This is a genomic window from Asticcacaulis sp. EMRT-3 (assembly GCF_030027245.1).
Classification (GTDB): domain Bacteria; phylum Pseudomonadota; class Alphaproteobacteria; order Caulobacterales; family Caulobacteraceae; genus Asticcacaulis.
This window is the reverse complement of the sequence record NZ_JASERT010000001.1, coordinates 2098614-2122091: the sequence shown is the minus strand read 5'-3', so window position 1 is coordinate 2122091 and position 23478 is coordinate 2098614. Positions and strand designations below refer to the sequence as shown.

Sequence of the window (23478 nt, the reverse complement as noted above, 5' to 3'; positions counted from 1 at the left end):
GACAAACGAATTTAATTCGCTGAACCGGTTAGGCGGGCTGGCGTAAGGGCTCAGGCCGCCTTCAAAGCCGCGAAGGACGGGCGCGGCGGCGGGCGCAGGCTCATGAACAGGTCGCCATCATAGGGGGTTGGGGCCCAGCTCGTCAGGTCGGGCGCATTTGGCGCGATGCGGACATGGGCGTGCTGCCAGCCGCCTTCGCTGCGCGCCGTGACGGCGTGGGGGCCAAGCTGGCTATGCAGGCGCGGGCTCAACATGCCAAGGCGCAGCTTGGCCGCCCCGCCTTGCCGCGCCACCGCCATCAGGGCGTCCATCAGGCGCGCCACCGCCAGAGGTGCCGTATTGAGGGCCTGTAGATCGATGATTTCCAGCACCAGCGGCTCGATAGGGTTTTCCTTGGCAAACATGGCGCAGGCATAGCCGAGGATTTCGCCGCCACGCTGGAAGGCCAGCATGACGGGGGCCGTGGTCAGGTCGGGGTCTTGCAGCCGCCATTCCAGCACATGCGGGCCGCGATCGGCCAGCCAGCCACCTTCATCGCGCAGCCGCGTCCAGAATTCGGCATAGGCCGCGCCGGGCTGAAAAGTCGTCACATCGTGCGGCAGCTTAAAGACCGGATCGCGCCACAGCCGTGCTTTGGGCCGCAACTGCTCGCCCACGCGCCGCGCCAGCCGGGGCCGCCCGTCGAGCGCGTGGCGTAAGGCGCGCGCGGTCATGCAGACCAGTGGATCGATCACCCAGGCCAGTTTGCGGTCGGCGACGGCGGCGGGCGGCGCACGAAAGCCGAAACGGCCATACAGGCGGTGCGACAATATATTGGCGTTGAGCGTATAGCAGGCGGTGAAACCCGGTTCGGAGATAATGCGCGTGATCAGATGACGGCTGGCGCCACGCAGATGCGGCGATACCACCAGAGAATGGCCGGTCAGGCCGTAACAGACCTCATGTCCGCGCCAGTAACGCTGGGCCAGCGCGCCCAGAACCGCCGCGATCCGGCCATCCTTGTCCTCGATCACCCAGCCCTGCGGCGCGGGCCGTTCGCGCAACACCGGATTGGCGGCCAGCCAGCGCCAGCCCGCCTCGCTGCGCGTCGGCCACCAGACCTGCCCCCATAAGGCATTGACGGCATCGTGGTCGTTGTGGATGATTTCGCGCACCTGCATGAGGGAATGTCCGATATGGATCCTGAAGCCTTTTTATAGGCATAAGCTTTATATAATTCTTACAAAATACATCTTCAGGTTGTTATGGTTCGCTTCATGAAATGCAAAACCCCGCCGGAGCGATCCGGCGGGGTGAAGCAAGATGTCTTAATACGAGCCTTACGAATCGAGGAAGCTGCGCAGTTTGCGCGAGCGTGAGGGGTGCTTGAGCTTGCGCAGCGCCTTGGCCTCGATCTGGCGAATACGTTCGCGCGTCACCGAGAATTGCTGGCCCACTTCTTCGAGCGTGTGGTCGGTGTTCATGCCGATGCCGAACCGCATCCGTAAAACCCGTTCTTCGCGCGGCGTCAGTGAGGCCAGGACGCGGGTGGTGGTTTCGCGCAGATTGCTCTGGATGGCGGCGTCGATGGGCAGGATGGCGTTCTTGTCTTCGATGAAATCGCCGAGGTGCGAATCCTCTTCGTCGCCGATCGGCGTTTCGAGCGAGATCGGTTCCTTGGCGATTTTCAGCACCTTGCGCACTTTTTCGAGCGGCATGGCCAGCTTTTCCGACAATTCTTCCGGCGTCGGTTCGCGGCCGATTTCATGCAGCATCTGGCGCGAGGTGCGCACGATCTTGTTGATCGTTTCGATCATGTGCACGGGGATACGAATGGTGCGCGCCTGATCGGCAATCGAGCGCGTAATGGCCTGACGAATCCACCAGGTCGCGTAGGTGCTGAACTTATAGCCGCGCCGATATTCAAACTTATCGACCGCCTTCATCAGGCCGATATTGCCTTCCTGAATCAGGTCGAGGAATTGCAGGCCGCGATTGGTGTATTTTTTGGCGATGGAAATGACGAGGCGCAGGTTTGCCTCAACCATCTCGGTCTTGGCCTGACGGGCTTCGCGCTCGCCCTTTTGCACGGTGCCGACGATGCGGCGGAAATCATCGACCGCCACGCCCATATCGGTGGCCAGCGTCGTCACCTCGCCGCGAATACGGTCGATGGCGGTGGCGTCATTATCGACGAACTTCTGCCAGCGAATGCCCATGTCGCGCACCTTGTCGCACCAGGCGGGATCGAGTTCGCGCGAATAATAGGCGCTTAAGAATTCGGTGCGCGAAATGCCGTAGGAATCGGCCAGACGCAGCAGGCGGCCTTCGAGGCCCATCAGCTTTTTGTTGATGCCGTAAAGCTGCTCGACCAGGGCTTCGATCCGCTGATTGTTGAGCTTCAGCGTCTTGAGGTGGCGGGTGATCGCCGCCGTCACATCATCATAGGCCTGACGGTCGGCCGGATCGAGCGGCGTGCCCTCCAGCTTGGCGGTCAGCATTTTTTCCTGTGTGCGACGATAGGTTTCGAACTCGCCGGCAATGGCGTCGAGCGTGGCCATCACGCCTTCGCGCAGTTCCGATTCCATCGCCGACACCGTGGGGCCCGCGCCATCGTCAAAATCGTCTTCGTCTTCTTCTTCGGCGGCTTCGGGCTTTTTCTCTTCCTCGTCCATCGGCACGTAGGAATCGTCGTCATCTTCGTCGTCGCCCGTCGCTTTTTTAGGCGCAGCCACGGCTTCGGCCACGGCCCGTGTTTCGGGCTTGGGGGCTTCCGGTTTGGGCGCTTCGGGGGCCTTGAAAACGGGCGCGACGATGACGCCATCAGCGGGCTCTTCGCCGTCTTCGCTCTCGCCGTTCAGGTCGGCAGGCGTCGGGCCGTCATTCGGGCCGCCGCCATAGGTGCCTTCGAGGTCGATGATTTCGCGCAGCAGGATACGGCCCGACCCCAGTTCCTCGCGCCACACCATGATGGCTTCGAATGTCAGGGCCGATTCACACAGGCCACGGATCATGGTGTCGCGCCCGGCCTCGATGCGTTTGGCGATGGCGATTTCGCCCTCGCGCGACAGAAGCTCGACCGAGCCCATTTCGCGCAGATACATGCGCACGGGATCGTCGGTGCGGTCATAGTTGGAGGTTTTCGGCGTTTCGATAATGGCGCCCGCTTCCTCGCGCACCGCCACTTCGCCGCCCTCGGCCGCCTCTTCCTCGGATTCGATGACATTCACGCCCATTTCGGTGAGCATGGCCAGCGTATCCTCGATCTGTTCCGAGGTGAATTCTTCCGATGGCAGAACCTTGTTCAGCTCGTCCATCGTCACATAGCCGCGCGCCTTGGCGGCCTTGATGAACTTCTTGACGCCGGAATCGGTCAGGTCGAGCAAGGGGCCGTCGGAATTGGCCTCGGTTTCAGGTTTTTCTGTCACTGTGCTCATTCTGCCACACTCGAAAAGGCTGTCACGTTCATTTGTGTCTCCGCGTCCGGGCTTTTTGAAAAACCTGCCGCTATATGTCATTATTGAGGATTTTATACACGAAAATCAAAAGCTTAATGTGAATTTGCTTAAGGTTCCGTGCTTTCGTCCTGCCAGATTTGTCCGCTTCTCAAGGACCGCCGCAAGCTGTCGCGCTCCAGCTTGAGCCGTGAAAAAAATTCTGTGCCCACCTGATCGCGGGCTGAATTCAAGGCACGATCCAAAGCCGTCAAACGCGATACCGCGTTGAACGCCTGTAACCAGCGGTCATGAGCATCGGCCTGAGATGAATCCCCTGAGAGGAATGGCGCGCCTGATCTGAGGGCCGCCTTTTGAATCTCGCCTAATAATGCTCCAAGTCCGTGCCTGTGCAGATGGCGACTCAATCCTTCCCTGTCAAGCCCCTCGTGCTGGAAACTGAGCCCCACCAGCGCGCGCGCCAGCGGATCGAGGGCCGGATCGCCGAAACCATAGGCCTCCAGCGCCTCGACCTGATCGGCCATCCAGTCCGGCTGATCGATCAGGCCCTGCGCCAGAGCGGCACCCGTCGGATCGAGCGAGGTGGACAGGGTGTGGGCCGCCGCCTTCGATTCCGGCATGACCGGCGGCAGGAAAACCTCGCGCTTCTGCCCCGGCTTCCAGGCCTTGCGTTCAGAAGGCGTAAAGGGCGTGAAGGGGGTCTGGGCGCGTGGCGGGGCAATCAGGGTGGTGTAGCGGCCCATCAGGTCTTCGCGGTAGGCCTCGGCTAAGTCCTTATCCTCGATCTGGGCGGCCAGGGCGCGCAGGCGCTTTTTGAAACCGGCCTTGCGTTCCGGCGTATCGAGCGGCTCCAGTTCGGCTTCGCGCTGAAACAATATATCGACGAAGGGCCGGGTATCCTTCAGCGCCTCGCGCAAAGCCAGAGCGCCTTTTTCGCGCAAGACCTCATCGGGATCCTTGCCGCCGGTGAGCAGGCAAACGCGGAACGAGCGACCGGCCTTCAGATTGGGCAGGGCGCGGTCGAGCGCGCGATAGGCGGCGCGCTGACCGGCGGCGTCGCCATCAAAGCACAATACCGGTTCGTCGTGCCTGCGCCACAACAGCTCGATCTGTTCCTCGGTGAGCGCCGTGCCCATCGGGGCGACGGCGGCGATTTTGGCGCGCTGGCAGGCCAGCACGTCCATATAGCCTTCCACCACCACCAGATCGGCGTGTTTTTCCTCGGCCCCCAGGATTTTCAGAGCGCGCGGCAGGCCAAACAGCATATGGCCCTTGTGAAAGAGTGGTGTTTCCGGCCCGTTGAGATATTTGGCCTTGTCATCGGGATTAAGGGCGCGCCCGCCGAACGACACCACATGATTGCGCTGGTCTTCGATAGGAAACATCAGCCGGTCGCGGAAGCGGTCATAAGGGGCCTTGCCCTCGACCTCGATCAGCAGGCCGCATTCGACCAGTTCGGAGACTTTCGCGCCTTTCTGCACCAGCGCGTCTTTGAGGGCGGTATGGTCACGCGGCGCATAGCCAAGGCCGAAGGTGGCGATGTCTTCCGCCGACAGGCCGCGCTTTGTCAGATAGTCGCGGGCGTTTTGCGCGGCGGGATTTTTGTCGTGCAGGCGCGCCATGAACCATTTGTGCGCCAATTCCATCCAGTCACCCAGCCCCTGACGCTTCATATCGGCGGCGATGGCCTGCGGGGTGACGGCGGGCAGGGCCATGCCCGCCATCCCCGCCAGCTTTTCGATCGCCTCGTTAAAGCTCAGGCGCTCCGTTTCCTGTAAAAAGGAAATGATGTCGCCATTCTTGCCCGACGAAAAATCGAAGAACTGGCCCTTCAGGTCGTTGACATAGAAGGAGGGCGTCTTCTCCTTGGTGAAGGGCGACAGCCCCACCCATTCGCGGCCCTGACGGCGCAGCTTGACGCTCTTGCCGATCACCTCTGAAGGCTTCAGGCGAGTTTTTAACTCTTCAAGGAAATGATCGTCGAACCGCACCGGCGAAATATAGGCGGACTCGCGGCTTTTGCGAAGGGTTTTAAGCTTCGTTCAGCTTTTTGCTGCACCATGGGCGGGAAGGAAGCCTGATGACGACACGCCTGCGCCGCATCCTGACCGCTTTGCTGGCCGTAAACCTGATAATTTACGGCCTGACGGGCTGCGCCTCCGTCTGGCGCAACGGTTTCGGCCTGCTGCCGGAGCGCGGCCCGCCGCCTGCGGTTTTTGAGGCGCGTGACGGTCAGATTTTCACGCCCGATGGCGCGCCCTTCATCATGCGCGGCGTCAATCTGCAATATGGCGACCGGCCCGGACGCGCCTGGTCGGCCATCAAGGCCATCAAGGCCAGCGGCGCCAATATCATCCGCCTCGAACTGCGCGCCAATACCTCGGCCCACGATCTGCGCCGGGCGTTAAATCAGGCGGTGCGCTTAAAAATGCCGGTCATGGTGATGCTGTGGGAGCAGGATGTCACCTGCTCGCACGACAGCACGGCCCTGCGTTTTCACGTTCAGGCCCTGTGGATGAACCGCTGGGCGCAGGTGCTGAATGATCGCAAATACCAGCCCTATCTGATGCTCAATATCGCCAATGAATGGGGCACGTCGGATAATCATTTCCGCAGCTATATCTCGACCTATAGCGAGCTGGTCAGCGCCCTGCGCGGTCACGGCTATCGGATGCCGCTGGTGATCGACGCCGCCGATTGTGGCCAGAATGTTTCCAGTTTTCTGGAAGGACGCGGCGCGGCGTTACAGGCCGCCGATCCGCGCCACAATTTGATCCTCAGCGTCCATGCCTATAATAAACCGTGGAACAGCCGCGAGAAGATCGACGCCAATATCGATGCGCTGAAAGCCACCGGCGTGCCCTTCATCATCGGCGAATTCGGCTCCAGCCAACTGGTCGAGGACGGCAGCAGCGTCGATCATCTGTATCTGATGCACGAGGCGCAAGCTAAGGGTGTGGGCTGGATCGCCTGGAGCTGGAAGGGCAATGGCGGGGCTTCGCAGGTGCTTGATATGTCGCGCGATTACGGCAAGGCCCGGCTGACGCAGCATGGCGAGGACGTGGTCAATGGGCCGGACGGTCTGAAAGCGACGGCGAAGGCGGCGTTTTAGAGCATCATGCCAAAAAGTGGATGCCACTTTTTGGAAAAACATGATGCGTAAGCAAATCCTTAGAGCGAGATGACGAGTCTATCTAAAGTCATCTTGCTCTAAGGATTTGAACCACGAAAGGCACAAAAAACACGGATAATCGTGTTTGCCTGAATACTAAGACGCGGATCACCAAATTGTCGTACTGTGCGCGTCATCAGAAGGCGTGGCCTGCGCCCGAAGGCGTCCGTGCTTTCCGTGTTTTCTGTGGTAAAAAATCTTCCTTATTCCTCGTCCGGCTTGCGGAACCATGTCAGCCAGATTGATGCGCCTGCCAGCATGATGGCCAGAGCAAACCATGTGATGGCATATTGCAGATGGCTGTTGGGGAAATGGATCACGGTCAGGCCGCCCCTTGGCCAGCCGCCGGGATTAGGTGTGGTGTCGGCATCGATAAAATAGGGCGCCACCGGCCCCAGATGGTGCTTTTGCGCCATGACGGCGATGTCGCGGCGATACCACAGATCATGGGCCGGGTCATTGGCCTGCTGGAACAGCCAGCCCTTCGTCTCACTCATGCGCAACAGGCCGGTAATGGTCACCTCGCCTTCGGTCTGGCCTTGCGGGCGGGTGGACGGGGCTTTTTTGTCCATCGGCACAAAGCCGCGATTGATATAGATGATGCGGCCGTCATCGGTCTTCAGCGGCGTCATCACCCAGTAACCGGCCCCAAGTTCGCTTAAGGTATAGACCTGTGATTCATCCTTATTGAGCAGGTGGCCACTGACCCGGACGTGGCGGTATTCATCGCCTTCGCGCGTCACGGCTACCCCCGCAGCGGGCGGCGGCGTGACCGGCGCATGAACGCGGGCATTGACGCGCGCGATCAGGTCGGTTTTCCAGGCCAGCCTCTGCACCTGCCATATGCCCAGTCCGGTCAGCAGGCCCACCAGAACAATCACCAGAACAGCAAGCAGAATACGGCGCATGGCGGCCTCCTTTTCAGGTCGTCAATATGGGCTTTTGAGCGGCCCGGCGCAATCGTGTCCTCAGCGCCGCCTGTCTGAAATCTATGGTATTATTTACAGGATCTGGTTTCGCCATAAGGGCGAATCGTGTTTTGTGATCACGTGTAAACTCTTGTCTTTCGGATAATCGCATTGAGTCGTACCACCAAGAGTCTTCCGAGCGAATTTTACCAAATGGCGATTGATGCGCTTATCAAGGCGCGGACAGGCCTTGCCCTGAGCCAATATGATCTCGCCCGGAAATGGAACCGCCACCAAAGCGTGATTGCCAAAATCGAAACCTGTGATCGACGGCTTGAGCTGATCGAATTCATCGATCTGTGTATCATTCTCGAAATCGATCCGGCGGCGACCATTGCGCATATCCACGGCAGGATGTGCCGAAAACGCCCGCGCGACGCCTGAAAAGCTGACACTGCCGTATCGCTATTCCCACGGAAAGCGCCCATTAAAGGATTGTCGATGGCGGGCGATTTCGTCATCGCTGAGCGGACGGTCGCTGACGACGCGCTTTTTCCCTTCGGTAATATCTGCCCATTGCAAACGCATCAGGGCGGCCTGCGGACAGAGCAGCCGCAGACGGATGTCGCCCTGGCCGTCAGCCGCCTTGGGCCCCTCCAGGATCAGCCAGTCGCCTCGACCTGCCACATTGTCAAGAAATGCTTTAAATTCAAATGCTTCAGCGACATTTTCGTGCGCCGGGTTCAGAATAAGAACGGTCTCGTAAAGCATGGAGCATTTTCTCGAAGTTTCATGACAAGGATTCGCGGCCTGCCGGAAGGCGGGCGTTAACGGTAATATATTCTTAAGACCTCAATTCGATAATCGAATTATCGAATCAAGCGATTCGGCCATAGTTGCTCACCCTGAAGTTGACGTTCGGACAGGGTGGAACAATGGGCGGATGTGTCTATTTTCGGTCGGAGCCGGAGCGTCGTCTTTCTGGCGGCAATTCGGGGCCGCCGACACAGAAAGTCTTCATATGCCTGAGACTTGTCATATCCACACCGACCGCGATGACCGCCGCAATATCCTGACCCTGCGTTTGATCGGCGACATGCCGGGCCATGAGGCGGTGGATCGGCTCATCGCCATCTACAGGCAGACCGAGCAGATATGGGCGTGGCGGCGCCTGCTCGACCTGCGCAAATATCACGGCCAGATCGACTATCATGACTTTGAGCATCTGGCGGCACAGTGGGCGCATCTGACGCAGGCGCTGGACTATACAGGCAGGGTGGCGGTCGTTTCACGCCGACCCTATGACCGGGCGCGGGTGGCAACGGTTTCGCACTTGTTTCCTTATGACGACATGAAAGCCTTTCAGGCCACTTACGCGGCGCTGGACTGGCTGGACGAGAGACTTCCGGGGCACGACTAAGCGTATTCAATTCTTATGGCAGCAAGGGGGCCTGGAATGAAACTGCAAGACCTAAAGATCAAACCAAACTACTGTACCTGATCGGATTGATGAGTCTGACCACGGTGATCGTCGCCTATTTCGGCGTGACCCGTATTCACGACATGACGTCCAGCCTGACCACGGTGGTGACCGTCGATAATGACGCCACCCGTGGCGCGCGTATCAATCAGAATGTCATCGCCATGAACCGGACTGAATACCGTGTCGCGGCCGATCCGTCTTTGGCCAGTATCGCATCGGCCCGCCAGAGCACGCAGGTGAATGAAGAGGATTTCCATAAGCGGCTTCAGGAAGCGCGGGGCAGCGCCGACGCCAGTGAGCAGGCCATGCTCGACAAGATCGAAGAGGAATACCGGGCCTATACGGCGCAACTGGTCAAGGGCTACGATGTCGAGGAAAAGCTGAGTTCCGCCATCCACCTGACGGACGAGCAAAAGCAGATCGACGCCCAGGTGCAGGCCAATCGCCAACTCGCCAATACGCTGGAGGCGGACGTGAAATCCTATGCCGATCATGTCGGTCAGCGTGGTGACAAGATCGTCCGGCAGGCGCAATCCGCCGCCGCCGGAGCCATTGTGCTGATGATCGGCGTGGCCATCGGCGGCATCGTGTTTGGCATGGTGATTGGCTGGCTGCTGGCCACCTACGGCATTTCAAAGCCGATCAACCGCTCGGTGGAAGAGCTGCGCAAGCTGGCCGATGGCCGTCTTGACACCAATATCAGCGGTGTGGAGCGCGGCGATGAATGCGGCGACATTGCCAAGGGACTGATGGTTTTCCGCGATAATGCCGTCAAGGCACGCGATCTGGAGGCCGAGGCCAGCGCGCAAAAGCTGCGTTCCGAAGCCGAACGCAAGAAGGTCATGCTCGACATGGCCGACGATTTCGAAAGATCGGTCGGTGGCATTGTCTCGATGGTGTCGTCGGCGGCCACGGAAATGCAGGCGGCGGCTTCGCAGCTTTCCGCCACGGCGCATGAGGCTTCGGCGCAATCCCTGGCCGTGTCCAGCGCCGCAGAAGAGGCGGGCGCCAATGTCACCTCGGTGGCCAGTGCGGCGGAAGAACTGGGCGCTTCGGTATCGGAAATCGGCCGCCAGGTCGAAACCTCGGCGGGCATTTCCAGCGAAGCGGTGCACGAAGCCGACCGCGCCGCCCAGGTGGTGGCCGAACTGAGCGCGGTGGCGGCCTCAATCGGCAGCGTGGTCGATACGATTTCCGGCCTCGCCGCCCAGACCAATCTGCTGGCGCTCAACGCCACCATCGAATCGGCGCGCGCCGGAGAAGCCGGGCGGGGCTTTGCGGTGGTGGCCTCGGAGGTCAAGGCGCTGGCTGGCCAGACCAGCAAGGCGACCACGGATATTTCCGACAAGATCGGTCAGATTCAGGAAACCACCAGCCGGGCGGTCGGGGCCATTCAGAGCATTACCCGCACCATTACCGAGATCAATTCTACCAGCACCGCCATCGCTTCGGCGGTGGAGCAGCAAAACGCCGCCACGCAGGAAATCGTGCAGGCCGTGGCCCAGGCCTCGATCGGCACGTCGGAGGTCACTTCCAATATTTCGGGCGTGGCCGAAGCTGCCGAACAGACCGGTGCCGCCGCCAGCCAGGTCTTGAGTTCTTCAGGCGAACTGGCCGAACAGGCCGAACGGCTGAACCACGAAATGAACCGCTTCCTGGCCAATGTCAGGGCGGCTTGAGGCCCGATCGAGTAAAAGACTGCGACCCCGGCCTGACAAAAGCCGGGGTTTTGCGCACAAATATCTTAAGGCACGCAATAATTTCCGAATTGCGGCGGCAGCAGCAAAAATTTTTGCGTGAAAAGGATGACAAAAGCGGCCGGATGCGCCATATGGGCGCTTCCATCCAACCCCTGTTTGAGGTCCTGTTTCGCCATGCGCGACTTTTATCGCATCCGCCGTCTGCCCCCCTATGTCTTCGAAGAAGTCAATAAGGTCAAGGCACGCCTGCGAGCGCAAGGCGTGGATGTGATCGATTTCGGCATGGGCAATCCCGACATGGCCACTGCGCCGCACATTGTCGATAAGCTGATCGAAACGGTGCAGAAGCCAAAAACGCACGGCTATTCGGTATCAAAGGGCGTGCATGGCCTGCGCAAGGCGATGGCCGGTTATTATGACCGCCGTTATGGCGTGAAGCTCAATCCCGATACGCAGGTTGTGGCCACGCTGGGCTCCAAGGAAGGCTTTGCCAATCTGGCTATGGCGATCACCGCGCCCGGCGATACGGTCATCTGCCCCAATCCGGCCTATCCGATCCATGCCTTTGGTTTCCTGATGGCGGGCGGCGTGATCCGCCATGTGCCCGCCCTGTCGCCGGAGCAGTATCTGTCGGGCATCGATAAGGCGGTCAAGCATTCGGTGCCGACGCCGACCGTGATGATCGTGTCCTATCCGTCCAATCCGACGGCGCAATGGGTCGATCTCGACTTCTATAAAGAGGTGATCCGCATCGCCAAAAAGCACGACCTGATCGTGCTGTCCGACATCGCCTATTCGGAAATCTATTTCGAGGACAATCCGCCGCCTTCGCTTTTGCAGGTCGAGGGCGCGATGGAGCGTTCGGTCGAGATCAATTCGCTGTCGAAAACCTATGCGATGGCCGGCTGGCGCGTCGGCATGGTGGTCGGCAATGCTGAGATTTGCGCGGCGCTCGCCCGTGTCAAATCCTATCTCGATTACGGTGGTTTCGCGCCGATTCAGGTGGCTGCCGCCGCCGCGCTGAATGGGCCGCAGGACAATGTCGCCGAGATTCGCGCCACCTATAAGTCGCGCCGCGATGTGCTGATCGATTCGATGAAGCGCGCGGGCTGGGATATTCCGCCGCCGCCGGCTTCGATGTTCGCCTGGGCGAAAATTCCGCCAAAGTTTGAGCATATGGGCTCGATGGACTTCGCCAAGATGCTGATCGAAGAAGCCCATGTCGCCGTGGCGCCGGGTCTGGGCTTTGGCGAATATGGCGAAGGCTATGTGCGGCTCGGTCTGGTCGAAAACGAAAACCGCATCCGGCAAGCGGCGCGCAATGTCAAAAAGCTGTTGCTGCCCGAAACAGGACGCGCTGCCAAAATCGCCTGAAATACTGGCCTGAAATACCGGATGACACCGGCGTGTCGTCCGGTATTTTTGCGACATAACGGCAAAACCGGTCGCCCCGGTATTAAGGTTTCATTTATTCCTTTTGACTCCCGCGCCGATCTGGGCTTCACTCTTCATTGTGCAGCGCACATCTTTGCTGAAATTTAACGGCAAGGCCCGAGCGTCCGCATGGCTGTTCGTATGGGGATCGGTCATCTTAACTCACCCGTTTCAGGAGAGTGCCGCGTGGTCAGTGTCGAATTTGATCTGAATACAGAATCGGAAACCGATGCTTTTTTCGGTGCCTTTTTCAAATTCGTTGAAGCGGCGTCGATTGCTGATACTGACTCGATCTCCGTCCATTCTGATCCCAATGGCGGCCAGCAAACCAAGGTCGTCACCTTTGAAGACGCCATGCAGGCCGATCAGTTCCAGTCCTACTGGTCGCAGCGCCGCCGCTGGCTCGGACTCTGACACAAACCCTCCACGAAACCGCTTGAAAATGCGCTGCTTTTGCCTGTAGGCTTGCCTATGTTCGGCATCCGGCACCTTCCTCTCAAATACCGCCTGCCCCTGATCCACGGGGTCTTGGCCTGGCTGGCGCGTCGGCGCAGTAAGACCTGGCCGAAGGCGCAGGACAGCCAGCCGCAGCCGGGTGATTTTGTCGTTTCCGGTTTTCTGGAAGAAAGCCTCGGCATAGGTCAGGCGGGTCGTCTCAGTGCCGAAGCCTTTGCCGCAGCGGGTTTTGCGCCCATCCGCCATAATCTGCGCCCGGCCTTTCGCCAGCTTTGGCGCGGCAAGGCGGCTCTGCCGGGGTCGGGCGGCGTCTGGTTCATCCACGCCAATGCCCCCGAAGTGCTGGTGGCGCTGCTGGCCCATGCGCCCGCGCAATGGGCCCATCGTTACCGCATCGGCTACTGGGCGTGGGAGACACCTCTGGCCCCGCCGGACTGGGTATGGCTGGCCGATTACCTGCACGAAATCTGGGTGCCGAGCCAGTTTGTGCGCGAGGCATTGGCGGCGGCTTTCGACAAGGCGGGCCGCAGCGATCTGAGCGCGCGCCTGCGCATTATGGCGCATCCGGTAGCGCCGCCGCCTTCGCCACCGGTCACCTATGAATATGTGCATGGCCGCTTCGGCATGGAGCCGGAATTGTGCGAGGTGGTCTGTCTGTTCGATACCAAATCCTCGGCGGCGCGCAAACATCCGTGGGGCGTGCTGGCCGCCTGGAAAAGCGCCTTTCCGGCCTCGTCGGATCGCGCGCGCCTGACGCTGAAAGTGTCCGATCTGGACAGCGATCCGGTCACCTCGCGGCGGCTGGTCAGGGTCTTGGAGGGCCGTACCGATATGCGCCTGATGAGCGAGCGCCTCAATGCCTATGATATGCAGGCCTTTATCGGCGCCTTTGATATTCTGATTTCGCTGCACCGCGCCGAGGGTTTTGGCCTGCCGCTGGCCGAGGCGATGATGGCCGAGGTGGCGGTGATCGCCACCGGCTGGTCGGGCAATCTTGAGTTTATGAATGCCGAGAACAGCCGTCTGGTTCCGATCCGGCTTATACCCCTGCGCGATCCCGACGGCCCCTATTGCCGGCAAAGCGGCCAGCCCGGTCAGGTGTGGGCCGATCCCGATCTCGATGCGGCGGCGGATGCCCTGATCGAGCTGACAGGCTCTGACCGACAACGCAATGACTTGGCGCGGGCCGGAGCGCGGAGCTTACGCAACCTGTCGAAGGGCTGGAGCGCGCAGGCTTTGGCGTGCCTGCCGTTTACGGCCTGGCTGGAAGCGCCGAAACCGTGAGCGGGTTTGGCCCGGCTTGACTCTTTCCGGCATTTGCGTCATTGAACCGGCCACATCCGCGCGCAAGGCTATGCGCGCCCCGATAACAGACCCCTTCGGCTGCACGGTTTTTCGGACTTCGGTTCGGCAGAGGCAGGGAAGGCTCCCCGACAGCGCGTTGCGCCCTCGGGGGTTTTTTGTTTGATGGGTGCGCACCTGATACGCTGAAGATAAAAGGTTTTTGGTTCATGTTCGACACGCTCAACGAACGCCTGTCCGGTCTGTTTGACAGCCTTTCGGGTCGCGGCGTCCTTTCGGAAAAGGATGTCGAAGCGGCGCTGCGCGAAGTGCGGGTAGCCCTGCTGGAGGCCGATGTGGCCCTGCCGGTGGTGCGCCAGTTCATGACCAAGGCCAAGGAACTGGCCACGGGCGAGGCGGTGATCAAGGCCGTTCGTCCCGCCGATCAGGTGGTCAAGATCGTCTATGACGGCCTGATCGACATGCTGGGCGGCGAAGAGCCTGAGCCGATCAATCTTAACGCCGTGCCGCCGGTGGTGATCCTGATGGCCGGTCTGCAAGGCTCCGGCAAGACCACCACCTCGGCCAAGCTGGCCCTGCGCCTGAAAAATTTCGACCGCAAGAAGGTCATGATGGCGTCGCTCGATACGCGCCGTCCCGCCGCTATGGAGCAGTTGAAGCTGCTGGCCGATCAGGTTGGCGTTGAGTTTCTGCCGATCGTGACGGGCCAGAGCGCCGTCGAGATCACCCGGCGCGCCCTGACCTCGGCGAAATTACAGGGTTTTGACGTTCTGATCCTCGATACGGCGGGCCGCACCACGCTCGACGACGAGCTGATGGACGAGGCGGCGGAAATCGCCAGGATCGCCAAACCGACCGAAACCTTTCTGGTGGCCGATTCGCTCACCGGTCAGGATGCGGTGCGTACCGCCACGGCCTTTCACGAACGCCTGCCGCTGACCGGCCTGATCCTGACCCGCGCCGATGGCGACGGGCGCGGCGGGGCCATGTTGTCGATGCGCGCCACGACCGGCCTGCCGATCAAATATCTCGGCGCTGGCGAAAAGGTTGATGCGCTCGATGTCTTCGATGCGCGCCGGATCGCGGGCCGGATTCTCGGTCAGGGCGATATTGTCGCCCTGGTCGAAAAGGCCGCGCAGGAACTCGACGCCGCCCAGACCGCCGCTATGGCCAAGAAGATGGCCAAGGGGCAGTTCGATCTCGATGATCTGGCCAACCAGTTGCGCCAGATGAAGAAGATGGGCGGCATGTCGGGCATTATGGGCCTGCTGCCGGGCGTGCAGAAGGTCAAGAAGCAGATCGACGAGATGAACATCTCCGATAAGGTGTTTGACCGTCAGGTGGCCATCATCACCTCGATGACAAAAACCGAGCGCAAGAAGCCCGAACTGCTCAATGCGTCGCGCAAGCGCCGTATCGCCGCAGGGGCGGGCGTCGAGGTGCAGGACATCAACCGCCTGCTCAAGCAGCACCGCCAGATGGCCGACACCTTCAAGATGATGGCGCGCTCCAATGGCCGTGGGCCGATGGGCCAGATGGCCAGGATGTTCGGCGGCGGGGCCATGCCCGGTGGCGGCTCGATGCCCGGTTCTATGGATGATATGGCGGAAATGGCCAAGAAGATGGGCCAGGGCGCGCCCGGTGCCAATCCGCTGACCGGCCTCAATCCGGCGCTCGATCTCGAAAAACTGAAAAATCTCGGCGCGGGCAAATCACCCGGCGCTTCACCCTCTTCGGGCCTGTTCGGCGGCCTGCCCGGTTTGCCGGGCGCAAAGCCTTTCAACCCGACCAAAAAATAGTCTTTTAATTTAGGATACTGAAAATGCTGAAGATTCGTCTTTCCCGTGGTGGCTCCAAGAAGCGCCCCTACTACACCATCGTCATCGCCAATGTCACGGCAGCGCGTGACGGCAAGTTCATCGAAAAGGTCGGCACCTATAATCCCATGCTGCCCAAGGACGCCCAGCGCGTCACGCTCAAGGCCGAGCGCATCGCCGAATGGCTGAAGAAGGGCGCGCAGCCTACCGATCGCGTGGCGCGTTTCCTGGCTCAGGAAGGCCTGGTCAAGTGGGAGCACGGCAATAATCCGAAGAAGGGCCTGCCGGGCAAGAAGGCGCAGGAACGTGCCGCCGAACGCGCCCAGCGCGAACAGGACCGTCTCGACGCCGAAGCCGCCGCCCGTGAAGAAGCCGCCGCCGCTGCCGCCGCTCCGGCGGAAGAGGCCCCGGTTGAAGAAGCTGCCGCTGAGGAAGTGCCTGCTGAAGAAGCCGCCGCTTCGGAATAAGCAGGGTCATCCTGTTGCAGGTTTGAAGGGCCGGGGTGCAAATCCCGGCCCTTTACTGTATGTGGCGAATACCTTTTTTTCGGCAGATTTTTTAACATGACCCAAAATCCCGTTTCCGATCTCGTTCTCGTGGCGCAAATCGGCGCTGCGCATGGCATTCAGGGCGAATTCAAGCTGCTGAGCTTCATGGATGAGCCGGTGGCCGTGCTCGAATATGCGCCGTTGCTCAATGACAAGGGTCAGGCGGCCCTAACCATCACGGCGGCGCGCGAGCATAAGGGCGCGCTGATTGTGCGGGCCGCCGAGGTAGCCGATCGCACGGCGGCGGAGCGCCTGAAGGGTTTGCAGCTCTATATCGCCCGCGCCGACTTACCGGAACCGGACGAGGACGAATACTATATTACCGATCTGATTGGCATGGCGGTTCGTGACAGCGCTGGTCAGCCGGTGGGCCGCGTGGTCAATGTCGAGAACTTCGGGGCGGGTGATCTGCTCGACATCCAGCCGCTGGAAGGCGCTAATTTCTACCTGTTATTCTCACAGGAAAACGTGCCCGACGTCAGGCTGACCGAGCGGACGATCATTGTCGATTTAAGTGGTATTTGAAAAAATGCGAATGCTGCATGAAAGCGCTTCCATTTTCTCAAATATGGAGTAGGGTAAAAAAAATCCCCTTGCCCGTCACCGAACAAGGGGAAGTTTATGTTGAGAAGATACCACTTACAAAGCCTTACACCCTGTAATTGGCGTATTTCGGTTGCGTCACAACAACCGAAATGACGATAGGGCCAGAACCAGAGCGAAAAATTGCCGGATTTCAGCCCGAATAACGCGATGTAAACGTTTGCAGCGACGTTACAAAACAAAAGCGCTGTCCAAATCCCGCATCCACGAGGTTCTGAAAACGCTTCCTTATAATTATGCACAAACTATTTTGCTTCACAAGATATTTTTAAGGATTAACCGCGCTTTCATCCATGAGCGCACACTTTTATACCAACTTGCGCAACCCAGAGCCTATTTGGGTGCAGGTTCAAGGCTTTGTTCATCGGCTACCTGTTCGGTGTCCGCTCTGAACGTCAGTTGGTGCGCGAGATCGAGGTCAATGTCGCCTATCGCTGGTTTCGTCACCGGCTATCGCCGACCGACGCCACCGCGCGAAGGTATGATGGACCGAAGGCCTTTGTTTATGAGCCGCAAGCCGATGGCTATCGTTGTCCGCAGGGTCAGCTTCTGCCCTATGCGACGACCGACCGCACAGGTTATCGTCACTACAAAAGCGATCCCCGTATCTGCAAGACCTGCCCGTTGCTGGCCTCATGCACGGCCAACCCCAAGGCCCAGCGCGCCCTGACACGTCACGTCTGGCAGGAAGCCCGTGAACGTAATGACGCCCAGCGCCTTACCCTGCGCGGCAAGGCCATCTACAAGCGACGAAAGGAAACGGTTGAACGCTCCTTCGCCGACGCCAAGCAACCTCCACGGACACCGTTACGCCAGGTTCCGAACCCTAGAGCAACGAGCGTTTAATTTGACTTACAAATTGAATGCGAGATGCGGAAAAACGTAAAATGGAGAGCGGGTTGCATGCCTTTGACCGATTCAATCAGAATGCAAACCGCTCTAAGCCGCGTCAAATGGCCGTGTCTGCTCGCCGCAACCGCCCAGAATATCAAGAAAATCGCCCTCATGATGGCCAATGAGCCAAGGCTGAGCGCCGCATAGATCGCGCAAACCAATTTGCCCGCCCAAACATCTTACGAATGGGGCCCGCAAAACAAAACCCCGCCAAATATGACGAGGTTTGTCAGCAGTCTGAGGCTCCGTTTTAGCGGGGCCGTTTTTGTGCGTCTTGAATTTTCCTCTATACACGCTCATAAGGCGCTGATGAACGCGCACGCCAAACCCGCCCTCAAAAAACTGCATATCAAGACCTATGGCTGTCAGATGAATGTCTATGACAGCGAACGCATGGTCGATCTGTTGCTGCCGCTCGGCTACGAAGTGTCCGACAGGCCCGAAGGGGCCGACCTCGTCCTGCTCAATACCTGCCATATCCGCGAAAAGGCTTCGGAAAAGGTCTATTCCGAAATTGGCCGCCTGAAGGAACTGCGCGAAGAAAAAGAAGCACGGGGCGAAGGCCGCATGACCATCGCCATCGCTGGCTGCGTGGCGCAGGCCGAGGGTGCTGAAATCATGACCAGAGCCCCCGCCGTCGATCTGGTCATCGGCCCGCAGGCCTATCACCAATTGCCCGAACTGATCGCCCGCACGGCCCGCGCCAAGGGTGAGCGTCTGGCCGCTGATTTCGCGCCCAATGCCAAGTTCGATGCGCTTGATCTGGCGGCCTCCGATCGCGCCGTCAGCGGCCCCACCGCCTTTCTGACCGTGCAGGAAGGCTGCGACAAGTTCTGCACCTTCTGCGTGGTGCCCTATACGCGCGGCGCGGAATGGTCGCGCCCGGTGGCGGCCATTGTCGAAGAAGCGCGTCGTCTGGCCGATAAGGGCGTGCGCGAACTGACCCTGCTTGGCCAGAACGTCAATGCCTATAATGGTGCTGATGTTGCTGGTGCGCAATCGACACTGGCGAAGCTGATGTACGCATTGGCCGAAGTGCCCGGCATTGACCGGTTGCGCTACACCACCTCGCATCCCAATGATATGGGCGATGACCTGATCGAGGCTCACCGCGATCTGGCTGCCGTCATGCCCTATCTGCACCTGCCCGTGCAGTCGGGCTCGGACAGGATTTTGCGCGCCATGAACCGCAAGCATGGTCGGCAAAAATACTTCGATCTGATTGCTAAGATCCGCGAAGCCCGCCCTGATCTAGCCCTGTCGGGTGATTTCATCATCGGCTTCCCCGGCGAAACCGACAAGGATTTTGAGGACACGATGGACCTGATCCGTCAGGTCAATTACGCCGCCGCCTTTTCGTTCAAATATTCGCCGCGTCCCGGCACGCCCGCCGCCGTTATGCCCGCTCAGGTGCCTGAGGATGTGATGGATGCGCGCCTGCAAGCCCTGCAAAGCCTGATCAATGACCAGCAGCAGGCCTTCAAATCCGCTCTTGTCGGCCGCACGCTCGACGTGTTGTTTGAAAAACCGGGCCGCCGTGAGGGTCAGGCCATTGGCCGCTCACCCTATCTGCAATCTGTCTTCGTTGAAGGGGCGGCGGGCCTGATCGGCGGCATTCATCCGGTGAAGATCGTCGCCATCGGCCCCAACAGTTTGCAGGGTGAGCTGATCGCCGCGCCGGTGGGGGTTTAATTGGCGGGCAAGGAAGATTTCATCGACCTGCATACCGATTGCGTGCTGGCTGTGGCAGGCCCCGCCCAGCGTTATCTGGCCCTGATCGAAAGCGCCTTTTCGGTGCTGATCGAGATGCCGGGCAATGGCCTAAGGGTTTCGGGCGATGCGCGCCATCGTCACAAGGCCGTGGCGGTGATCCGCGCCCTGAGTGACCGCTTTGATCAGGGCGTCGAGATCAGCGAAGACGATGTGCGCCGCCTGATCCATAATCCCGAAAGCCGTGATCCGGTCGAAAAAGGCCATCGCCGCGCCCCCTCGGCCAATGATTCGCTCAATGCGGTGGTGATGGGGCGGCGCGGCGCGATTGTGGCCAAGACGCCGGGCCAGGCCGCCTATCTGAAAAATTTGCAAAGCCATGATCTGTGCTTCGCCACGGGGCCTGCCGGGTCGGGCAAGACCTTTATGGCCGTGGCGCATGGCGTTTCGCTCTTGCTGCGCGGCGCGGTTGACCGTTTGATCATCACTCGCCCGGCGGTCGAGGCCGGTGAGCGTCTCGGCTTTCTGCCCGGTGATCTGAATGAAAAGATCGATCCCTATCTGACGCCGATCTGGCAGGCGCTTGATGATATTCTGGGTGCACAAGTGCTGGCCAAGAAGCGCGAAAGCCGTGAAATCGAGGTGGCCCCTCTGGCCTATATGCGCGGACGCACGCTGTCCTTTGCCTATGTCATTATCGACGAGGCGCAGAATACGACGCGGATGCAGATGAAGATGATCCTGACGCGGCTGGGTGAAGGCTCGAAAATGGTGGTGACGGGTGATCCGTCGCAGATCGACCTGCCCAATCGCGCCGATTCCGGCCTTGTCCATGCCGTCCATCTGCTTGATCATGTCGAAGGCGTCGGCATGTCGGAGCTGAGCGCCGAGGATATTGTCCGTCACGAACTGGTGGCGCGGATCGTGCGCGCCTATGATAATGAATTCAAGGGCTGAATCACATGATTGCCGACCCGCTTATTGATATTGAAATCGAGGAAGAGGGCTGGCTCGACGTGCTGCCCGATGTCCGCGAAGTGGTGGAGGCCGGTATTGCCGCCGCGCTGAAGGCGGTGGAGCTCAGCGACCAAGCCGATGTGGTGGTGCTACTGTGCGATGACGCCGAAATGCAGCGCCTCAATGCAGAATACCGCCAGAAAAATGCCCCCACCAATGTGCTGAGCTTCCCCGCGCCCAAGGCGATGCAGAAGATCGGCCCCGGCATGACGCACTTAGGCGATATGGCGCTGGGACTGGAAACCTGCGTCCGTGAGGCGGGCGAACAGGGCAAGAGCCTGAAAAATCACGTTTTGCACCTCAGTGTGCATGGCGCTTTGCATTTATTGGGTTATGATCATATCCGCGACGACGAGGCCGAAGAGATGGAAGCGCTCGAACGCACAATATTGAGCAGTTTGAGCGTATCCGACCCCTACTCGGACACCCCCTACTCGGACAATGGACACGATGCCTGACCCGGACGGCCCGCAGAAACGCTCCTTTTTATCATTTTTCGGTTTCGGCAAAAAGCCGCAAACCAAAGAAGAACTGCAATCCGCCGAAGCGGCGGGCAGCGATGGCGACCTGATCCGCCACGCCCGCGCCTTCCAGACCATGACCGTGGCCGATGTGATGACGCCGCGCGTCGATATTATCGGCGTCGATCTGTCCGCAACGCTGGCCGATGTGGTGCGCATCTTCGTCGAGAGCGAGCATTCGCGCCTGCCCATCTACCGTGATACGCTCGATGATCCGGTGGGCGTGATCCATATGAAGGACGTGCTGAAGCTGATGAGCCCTGAGACGGGCCGCGCTGCCCCCAACTGGGCCGAGCCGGTGCTGCACCGCCTGCGCCGCGAAGCGCTGTATGTGCCATCCTCCATGACCACCGCCGATCTGTTGCTACGGATGCAGGCGCGGCGCATCCATATGGCGCTGGTGATCGATGAATTCGGCGGCACGGACGGGCTGGTCACGCTCGAAGACCTGCTGGAGGCCGTGGTTGGCGACATCGAGGACGAATATGACGAGGTTGAGCCCGAAGGCTACCGCGAACTGCCGGGCGGCCAGATCGAGGCCGATGGCCGCATGGAACTGACCGAGCTGGAAGAGCGGCTGGGTTTGAGCCTCTATCCCGAAGATACCGAAGAAGAAATCGATACGCTGGCGGGTCTGGTGGCCGTGCTGGCGGGTCGCGTACCGCAGCGCGGCGAGGTCATCCCCTATCCGGCGGCAGGCCTTGATATTGAGGTGGTCGATGCCGATGCCCGCCGTATCAAGCGCCTGCGCCTGCACCGCCGTGGCCCCGTCAGCCAGACCGCCTTGCCGGACCTGACCGCCGCCGATGATTGAAGTCTTGCGTACCCGGCTGAGCGGCCTGAATAAACATCCGCGCCTGCTGGCGGCGCTGTCAGGGCTGGTTATTGCCCTGGCCCAGCCGCCCTTTTCCTTTTTGCCCGGCCTGTTCGGCTATGCGTTGCTTTTATGGATTCTGGAGCGCGATCTCGGCCCGCGCCCGAAACGCACAGCCTTCTTCATGGGTTGGCTGGCCGGGTTTTGTTATTTTCTCGTCAGTTGCTTCTGGGTGGCCGAGGCCTTTCTGGTCGATGCCAAGACCTATGGCTGGATGGCGCCGTTCGCCGCGATTTTGCTGCCGTCGGGCATAGGTCTGTTCTGGGGCGCGTTCGCTCTGGTCTATCGCTGTTTCGCGCCGAAAGGCATGAAGCGGTTTGTCTTTTTCGCCTGTATGTTTTCGACGTTTGAAGTGATGCGCGGCATGATCCTGTCGGGTTTCCCGTGGGATCCGGCGGGTTCCACCTGGCGGGCAGGCGACGCCATGTCGCAGATGGCAGCCTTCGTCGGGGTCTATGGGCTGGGTTTCATCACCGTGCTGGTGTTTTGCAGCGTGGCGGTGATCGAACCGGGCCGCAAAGGCCTGCGCGGCTATGCGCCCGTCATCTGGAGCGCGCTGGTGCTGGCCTCGTGTTTTACGCTGGGCGAAATCCGCCTGCACACCACGCCGGTGAAGTTCAGTGCCTTAACGGTGCGCCTCGTTCAGCCCGATATAGGTCAGGCCGCCAAATGGACATCGGGCAATTTCGACGACCTGTTCATGAGCTATGTCGAGATGAGCAAGGCCCCGCCCGCGCCGGGCAAGCCTGTGCCTGACATCATCATCTGGCCGGAGGGGGCGCTGCCTTTTCCGGCGGAAGCCGTGTTTGCCGATGATTCCTGGACGGCACCGGTCATGGCCGGTTTGCTGCGCGACAATCAGTCGCTGATCCTCGGCCTGACACGGCGCGATCTCGATGGTCAGGGCCACGGCGTGTGGCGCAATTCGATGCTGGTTCTGACCCGTCACGGCGACCAGACACAGATTGAAGGTGCCTATAACAAGTTCAAACTGGTGCCGTTTGGAGAGTTCACCCCGTTTGCCGGCCTGCTCGATCCGCTCGGCATCAAGGCCCTGACCCACTTTGACGACAGTTTTACCCGTGGGCGGCGAACAAGAGCGATGACAGTAGGCAGTATTCCGAGGTTTCTGCCCTTAATCTGCTATGAGGGGATTTTTCCTGGTCTGGATACAACCAAATACAGAATAAACAATGACACATTACGGCCCAGATGGATTGTTAATATTTCTAATGACGCCTGGTTCGGCCCAACAACCGGGCCAAGGCAACACCTTAATCTGGCCAGTTATCGTGCCATCGAAGAAGGTTTGCCAATGATTAGATCAACTCCCACGGGAATATCTGTTGTGGTTGATCCCCTGGGGCGTGTGGTGCCGGGTAGTGAAATCGCTATGGGCCAACGCGGTTATAGGGACGTAAGACTGCCCGACCCGGCAAAGGTTACCGCATATGAGGCGGAGCGCAATATAAGTCTATGGCTTATTACTCTTATGGGCTTGATTATTGCTGGATTTGATACTTGTATGCCGTCGATCAAAAAAAACCTAGTTGTCCGTTTTTTCGGGCGCTAAGGAACTGTTTGATGCCGATCAAACGTATAACC

The 23478-nt window shown here is 59.8% G+C and carries 21 protein-coding genes and 2 pseudogenes; 16 read left to right on the top strand and 7 right to left on the bottom strand.

All coding sequences use genetic code 11. From position 1 onward, the window contains the following. Positions 1-50 precede the first annotated feature (50 nt). The 3 genes from QB905_RS10195 to dnaG form a co-directional block, all read right to left on the bottom strand. Positions 51-1160: an N-acetyltransferase gene (locus tag QB905_RS10195; protein WP_282974904.1), complete on the bottom strand. Its 1110-nt coding sequence runs from the start codon at positions 1158-1160 to the stop codon at positions 51-53. A 159-nt stretch (positions 1161-1319) separates the two neighbouring features. Then, on the bottom strand, positions 1320-3416 hold the full coding sequence (gene rpoD / locus QB905_RS10190; protein ID WP_282974902.1) for an RNA polymerase sigma factor RpoD: 2097 nt from the start codon (positions 3414-3416) through the stop codon (positions 1320-1322). Between the two features lie 128 nt (positions 3417-3544). After that, positions 3545-5425 carry a DNA primase gene (dnaG, locus tag QB905_RS10185; RefSeq protein WP_282974900.1) on the bottom strand — a complete coding sequence of 627 codons (1881 nt, stop codon included), beginning with the start codon at positions 5423-5425 and terminating at the stop codon, positions 3545-3547. A gap of 89 nt (positions 5426-5514) precedes the next feature. Between dnaG and QB905_RS10180 the strand changes: the two genes are divergently transcribed. Further along, positions 5515-6546, top strand: coding sequence for a cellulase family glycosylhydrolase (locus tag QB905_RS10180; RefSeq protein WP_282974898.1), 1032 nt, complete (start codon positions 5515-5517; stop codon positions 6544-6546). Between the two features lie 263 nt (positions 6547-6809). Here the strand turns inward: QB905_RS10180 and QB905_RS10175 are convergent, their stop codons facing one another. From QB905_RS10175 to QB905_RS10165, 3 genes are all read right to left on the bottom strand, one after another. Beyond that, positions 6810-7514 carry an SURF1 family protein gene (locus QB905_RS10175; RefSeq protein ID WP_282974896.1) on the bottom strand — a complete coding sequence of 235 codons (705 nt, stop codon included), beginning with the start codon at positions 7512-7514 and terminating at the stop codon, positions 6810-6812. A 93-nt stretch (positions 7515-7607) separates the two neighbouring features. Then, positions 7608-7922 carry a hypothetical protein gene (locus tag QB905_RS10170; protein WP_282974895.1) on the bottom strand — a complete coding sequence of 105 codons (315 nt, stop codon included), beginning with the start codon at positions 7920-7922 and terminating at the stop codon, positions 7608-7610. Positions 7923-7979: 57 nt separating this feature from the next. Next, a complete protein-coding gene (locus QB905_RS10165) occupies positions 7980-8285 on the bottom strand; it encodes a hypothetical protein (protein ID WP_282974893.1) in 306 nt (101 codons plus the stop codon). Positions 8286-8535: 250 nt separating this feature from the next. On the opposite strand from QB905_RS10165, the gene QB905_RS10160 reads away from it, so the two are divergent. Further along, positions 8536-8934 carry a hypothetical protein gene (locus QB905_RS10160; RefSeq protein ID WP_282974892.1) on the top strand — a complete coding sequence of 133 codons (399 nt, stop codon included), beginning with the start codon at positions 8536-8538 and terminating at the stop codon, positions 8932-8934. A gap of 89 nt (positions 8935-9023) precedes the next feature. Further along, on the top strand, positions 9024-10676 hold the full coding sequence (locus QB905_RS10155; protein WP_282974890.1) for a methyl-accepting chemotaxis protein: 1653 nt from the start codon (positions 9024-9026) through the stop codon (positions 10674-10676). A 65-nt stretch (positions 10677-10741) separates the two neighbouring features. On the opposite strand, the gene QB905_RS10150 is transcribed toward QB905_RS10155, so the two are convergent. Continuing rightward, a complete protein-coding gene (locus tag QB905_RS10150; protein WP_282974889.1) occupies positions 10742-10873 on the bottom strand; it encodes a hypothetical protein in 132 nt (43 codons plus the stop codon). Between QB905_RS10150 and QB905_RS10145 the strand changes: the two genes are divergently transcribed. From QB905_RS10145 to lnt, 13 genes and pseudogenes are all read left to right on the top strand, one after another. Further along, the gene (locus tag QB905_RS10145; RefSeq protein WP_282974887.1) at positions 10872-12071 is read left to right on the top strand and encodes an LL-diaminopimelate aminotransferase; all 1200 of its coding nucleotides are present in this window, start codon (positions 10872-10874) and stop codon (positions 12069-12071) included. The genes QB905_RS10150 and QB905_RS10145 overlap by 2 nt on opposite strands. A 246-nt stretch (positions 12072-12317) precedes the next feature. Further along, complete coding sequence (locus QB905_RS10140; RefSeq protein ID WP_282974885.1) at positions 12318-12545, top strand: hypothetical protein; 228 nt, start codon at positions 12318-12320, stop codon at positions 12543-12545. 57 nt (positions 12546-12602) lie between these two features. Next, positions 12603-13871, top strand: coding sequence for a glycosyltransferase (locus QB905_RS10135; protein ID WP_282974883.1), 1269 nt, complete (start codon positions 12603-12605; stop codon positions 13869-13871). A 227-nt stretch (positions 13872-14098) separates the two neighbouring features. Then, positions 14099-15688 carry a signal recognition particle protein gene (gene ffh / locus QB905_RS10130; protein ID WP_282974881.1) on the top strand — a complete coding sequence of 530 codons (1590 nt, stop codon included), beginning with the start codon at positions 14099-14101 and terminating at the stop codon, positions 15686-15688. A 23-nt stretch (positions 15689-15711) separates the two neighbouring features. Beyond that, entirely contained in the window at positions 15712-16173 is a 462-nt protein-coding gene (gene rpsP / locus QB905_RS10125) for a 30S ribosomal protein S16 (RefSeq protein WP_282974879.1), read from the top strand. A 96-nt stretch (positions 16174-16269) separates the two neighbouring features. Further along, positions 16270-16779, top strand: coding sequence for a ribosome maturation factor RimM (gene rimM / locus QB905_RS10120; protein ID WP_282974876.1), 510 nt, complete (start codon positions 16270-16272; stop codon positions 16777-16779). Positions 16780-17205: 426 nt separating this feature from the next. After that, positions 17206-17298 (top strand): annotated as a pseudogene (locus QB905_RS15330) (transposase); the annotation flags it as partial. Between the two features lies 1 nt (position 17299). After that, positions 17300-17898 (top strand): annotated as a pseudogene (locus tag QB905_RS10110) (transposase); the annotation flags it as partial. A gap of 162 nt (positions 17899-18060) precedes the next feature. After that, positions 18061-19443 (top strand): tRNA (N6-isopentenyl adenosine(37)-C2)-methylthiotransferase MiaB, encoded by a 1383-nt coding sequence (gene miaB, locus QB905_RS10105; protein WP_282974873.1) that lies wholly within the window; start codon positions 18061-18063, stop codon positions 19441-19443. Further along, positions 19444-20418 carry a PhoH family protein gene (locus QB905_RS10100; protein WP_282974871.1) on the top strand — a complete coding sequence of 325 codons (975 nt, stop codon included), beginning with the start codon at positions 19444-19446 and terminating at the stop codon, positions 20416-20418. It abuts the gene before it with no gap. A gap of 5 nt (positions 20419-20423) precedes the next feature. Beyond that, positions 20424-20936: an rRNA maturation RNase YbeY gene (ybeY, locus tag QB905_RS10095; protein WP_282974869.1), complete on the top strand. Its 513-nt coding sequence runs from the start codon at positions 20424-20426 to the stop codon at positions 20934-20936. Then, positions 20929-21813: a hemolysin family protein gene (locus tag QB905_RS10090; protein ID WP_282975616.1), complete on the top strand. Its 885-nt coding sequence runs from the start codon at positions 20929-20931 to the stop codon at positions 21811-21813. Before ybeY ends, QB905_RS10090 begins: the two co-directional genes overlap by 8 nt. After that, the gene (lnt, locus tag QB905_RS10085; protein WP_282974868.1) at positions 21806-23446 is read left to right on the top strand and encodes an apolipoprotein N-acyltransferase; all 1641 of its coding nucleotides are present in this window, start codon (positions 21806-21808) and stop codon (positions 23444-23446) included. Before QB905_RS10090 ends, lnt begins: the two co-directional genes overlap by 8 nt. Positions 23447-23478: the final 32 nt, after the last annotated feature.

Bases quoted from the DNA above. Each gene is read 5' to 3' on its own strand.
- QB905_RS10165 (WP_282974893.1), bottom strand. From the start codon at position 8,285: ATGCTTTACGAGACCGTTCTTATTCTGAACCCGGCGCACGAAAATGTC.
- ybeY (WP_282974869.1), top strand. From the start codon at position 20,424: ATGATTGCCGACCCGCTTATTGATATTGAAATCGAGGAAGAGGGCTGG.
- QB905_RS10150 (WP_282974889.1), bottom strand. From the start codon at position 10,873: ATGGCGAAACAGGACCTCAAACAGGGGTTGGATGGAAGCGCCCATATG.
- miaB (WP_282974873.1), top strand. From the start codon at position 18,061: ATGAACGCGCACGCCAAACCCGCCCTCAAAAAACTGCATATCAAGACC.
- QB905_RS10175 (WP_282974896.1), bottom strand. From the start codon at position 7,514: ATGCGCCGTATTCTGCTTGCTGTTCTGGTGATTGTTCTGGTGGGCCTG.
- ffh (WP_282974881.1), top strand. From the start codon at position 14,099: ATGTTCGACACGCTCAACGAACGCCTGTCCGGTCTGTTTGACAGCCTT.
- rpsP (WP_282974879.1), top strand. From the start codon at position 15,712: ATGCTGAAGATTCGTCTTTCCCGTGGTGGCTCCAAGAAGCGCCCCTAC.
- rimM (WP_282974876.1), top strand. From the start codon at position 16,270: ATGACCCAAAATCCCGTTTCCGATCTCGTTCTCGTGGCGCAAATCGGC.
- QB905_RS10155 (WP_282974890.1), top strand. From the start codon at position 9,024: ATGAGTCTGACCACGGTGATCGTCGCCTATTTCGGCGTGACCCGTATT.
- rpoD (WP_282974902.1), bottom strand. From the start codon at position 3,416: ATGAGCACAGTGACAGAAAAACCTGAAACCGAGGCCAATTCCGACGGC.
- QB905_RS10180 (WP_282974898.1), top strand. From the start codon at position 5,515: ATGACGACACGCCTGCGCCGCATCCTGACCGCTTTGCTGGCCGTAAAC.
- QB905_RS10135 (WP_282974883.1), top strand. From the start codon at position 12,603: ATGTTCGGCATCCGGCACCTTCCTCTCAAATACCGCCTGCCCCTGATC.
- lnt (WP_282974868.1), top strand. From the start codon at position 21,806: ATGATTGAAGTCTTGCGTACCCGGCTGAGCGGCCTGAATAAACATCCG.
- QB905_RS10145 (WP_282974887.1), top strand. From the start codon at position 10,872: ATGCGCGACTTTTATCGCATCCGCCGTCTGCCCCCCTATGTCTTCGAA.
- QB905_RS10195 (WP_282974904.1), bottom strand. From the start codon at position 1,160: ATGCAGGTGCGCGAAATCATCCACAACGACCACGATGCCGTCAATGCC.
- QB905_RS10160 (WP_282974892.1), top strand. From the start codon at position 8,536: ATGCCTGAGACTTGTCATATCCACACCGACCGCGATGACCGCCGCAAT.
- QB905_RS10090 (WP_282975616.1), top strand. From the start codon at position 20,929: ATGCCTGACCCGGACGGCCCGCAGAAACGCTCCTTTTTATCATTTTTC.